The 2413-nt window shown below is 50.3% G+C and carries 4 protein-coding genes; 1 reads left to right on the top strand and 3 read right to left on the bottom strand.

The genetic code is table 11. The annotated features are described in order from the left end of the window. Positions 1-31: 31 nt before the first annotated feature. Positions 32-406 (bottom strand): type 2 periplasmic-binding domain-containing protein, encoded by a 375-nt coding sequence (locus DP106_RS14925; RefSeq protein WP_205738962.1) that lies wholly within the window; start codon positions 404-406, stop codon positions 32-34. Positions 407-470: 64 nt separating this feature from the next. Here DP106_RS14925 and DP106_RS14920 point away from each other — a divergent pair, with 64 nt between their 5' ends. Beyond that, positions 471-1172, top strand: a complete 702-nt coding sequence (locus tag DP106_RS14920; protein ID WP_120086594.1) for a TOBE domain-containing protein — start codon at positions 471-473, stop codon at positions 1170-1172. A 287-nt stretch (positions 1173-1459) separates the two neighbouring features. Here DP106_RS14920 and DP106_RS14915 read toward each other — a convergent pair whose 3' ends face one another. After that, a complete protein-coding gene (locus DP106_RS14915) occupies positions 1460-1783 on the bottom strand; it encodes a cupin domain-containing protein (RefSeq protein WP_120086592.1) in 324 nt (107 codons plus the stop codon). A 107-nt stretch (positions 1784-1890) separates the two neighbouring features. After that, positions 1891-2295 (bottom strand): hypothetical protein, encoded by a 405-nt coding sequence (locus DP106_RS15650; protein ID WP_133305189.1) that lies wholly within the window; start codon positions 2293-2295, stop codon positions 1891-1893. Positions 2296-2413: the final 118 nt, after the last annotated feature.

Below are 2413 nucleotides of genomic sequence, written 5' to 3'. Positions count from 1 at the left end.
TGTCACCGTATTGGATACTGTGGCTCAACCCTCATGAATTTTCAGCTATCAGTATGAGAACCAGCGAATTGCTGGCGAATACAGAGTACCATGAGGGGCTGAGGGGATTCTCGAACAGTGCCACGTCGGCGACTGTGACGATATCGGGATCACGCTGCCCCGCAGCGATCATGCGAGCAACTGTTGCCGAACCGTGTGTCTCAATCTGGACGGGGATATCAACGGCAGGTCTGAGCCCGTTAGCCAGTGCATTTTGAAAACTTCCAGGCGCAAGGATTGCAATCGTCGGAGATTGTCCTTGAGAAGTGTCACGGCTACACCCTGCAATACCGGCTAATCCTGCGACACCGGTTGCTTGAATTAATTGACGGCGTGAATAACTGGCATCCTGCCGTTGTTTCCTCATCGATATAACCGACGTTATTTCTTTTTTGGCATAACGTTTTGGGCTCGGAAACAAACATGACGCCATGGAACTCGATGCGGATTTTGATGCGAAGCTGGACAAATCGGGGGTGAGATTCACGGAACGAGACGTGGAACTACTTGAGGCGATTCGTGAGCATGGATCACTCAACAAAGCAGCGACGGAGCTGGAACGTTCGTACTCGCGTTCTCAACAGCGTATTGTCGAACTTGAAGATTCGTTCGGACAACTGGTTAAACGGCAGCGTGGAGGTTCTGGGGGTGGTGGAAGTACACTGACTGAAAACAGTGAACAACTACTTGGGGAGTTTGCACGACTGGAGGCCGAGTTCACTGGTCTCACCGAGGTTGAAGAGACGGTATTTCGCGGAAATGTCATCTACAGAGACGGGGAACTTGGAACGGTTGAGACAGATGCGGGTGATATTCGAGCGATTGTGCCATCGGTGACTGATGACGTCAGGGTTGCGGTCAGATCCGACGCTGTCACGCTTCATGCAGCAAATAGCGTCCCGGAAACGAAGACGAGTGCTAGAAATCAATTTCAGAGCACAGTTACTGATATCGTTGACGGGGATCGTCTCGCGCAGGTCATGCTTGATATCGACGCAGACACTGAACTGATAGCACTCGTAACCCAGACAAGCGTGAAAACACTTGAGTTGACTCCGGGTGACGCCGTTCTAGCGACTTTCAAAACGGCTGGTACACGGGCTTATCCAGTTAATCCGCCCTATTCTGAGTGAATTTGGCTCGTCATAACCTCTGCCATCTTTATCCTGTGGCTCAATCACAATCGTTCAGACTCTGCACAGCGATACAATCAATCCCGTAATCGATGTACCGCTCTACGACATGTTTGGTGAGCGTGTGCAGAAAGTGGTCGTTCTAAGAGAGGATTTTCTACCAGGTGCGAAGCGCACACGATGACAGGCTGTTCCCGCCGTCGGTGCCATATTAATCGCGAGTGAAGTAGTGGCCGTATTGTTTCCGTACGTTCTTGCGTACAACTCGGTGTCAACGTAATTGATCCTTACTCAGCTGACCCCTTAGCTGGAGCGTACAGCACAGTCATAACAAGTTTGTCCTCAAAGTCGAGGAACTGATGATCGGTTCCCGGTTCAAGATGGATCACGTCACCCGCAGAGACATCGTAGGTGTCCCCCTCAATGTTGAGTTTTGCGTTTCCGGAGTCAACATGGTAGATCTCATCTTCGCCGTGGGCGTGCATCGGATCCTCGTCGCCCTCCTTGAAGCTCATTATTTCGAGGCTGACGGCATCAGTTCGAAGTTTTTCAATTGACTCTTCATCATCCGAAACGTCCGCTGCAGCATCGCTTACGGCAAAGGATTCCATACAAAATACAGTTAGGGATCGATTGGGTTAGTCCGTCCGGGCTTAATTAAGACAAACGGCTTGGCTGCGTAGCAGCAGCGAGTGTGGTTTGTAGGATCGGCTGCTGCTTATCTCTGTGTGGGATTGTCTGCGTCTGCCCCCATAGGATTAATCAATTCTGTAATGCCGAACTCCGAGAGCTGTTCAGCAAATAGCTCTTTTAGGGGCCAGACTACGGAACACTGTTGAGCTTGAATTGAGCTTTCTTCAATCGTGATCTGCGTGAGCTTTCCGCTGGATCTCTGAAACCCAATACAGAACTCAACATGCCGGTCATGTTCGTCAACAGCAGATATCTGTAGTTCACCGGTTCCGTTCGGTGCTGACCAGTAATCATTGCCCTCGATATGTAGTTTGCCGACTGGGGAGACACAGGTCGATTCACAGTCGGGACATTCGGGTACATGTGATGAGCCACCGATATAATCATAGCTGGCTCCACACTGCAGACAATCCAGTTGTGTTATTGTCATAACGAACCTTGTTAGTACTATTGGATAGTTGGTGATCGATTGAAATAACGCTGAGGACTCGTTATCCGAGCGAGCCCTCCATCTCAAGCTCAACGAGGCGGTTCAGTTCGACCGCATA

It is taken from the genome of Halonotius pteroides, from assembly GCF_003605635.1.
Taxonomy (GTDB): domain Archaea; phylum Halobacteriota; class Halobacteria; order Halobacteriales; family Haloferacaceae; genus Halonotius; species Halonotius pteroides.
This window is presented reverse-complemented; position numbering and strand designations above follow the sequence as displayed.

Bases quoted from the DNA above. Each gene is read 5' to 3' on its own strand.
- DP106_RS15650 (WP_133305189.1), bottom strand. From the start codon at position 2,295: ATGACAATAACACAACTGGATTGTCTGCAGTGTGGAGCCAGCTATGAT.
- DP106_RS14920 (WP_120086594.1), top strand. From the start codon at position 471: ATGGAACTCGATGCGGATTTTGATGCGAAGCTGGACAAATCGGGGGTG.
- DP106_RS14915 (WP_120086592.1), bottom strand. From the start codon at position 1,783: ATGGAATCCTTTGCCGTAAGCGATGCTGCAGCGGACGTTTCGGATGAT.
- DP106_RS14925 (WP_205738962.1), bottom strand. From the start codon at position 406: ATGAGGAAACAACGGCAGGATGCCAGTTATTCACGCCGTCAATTAATT.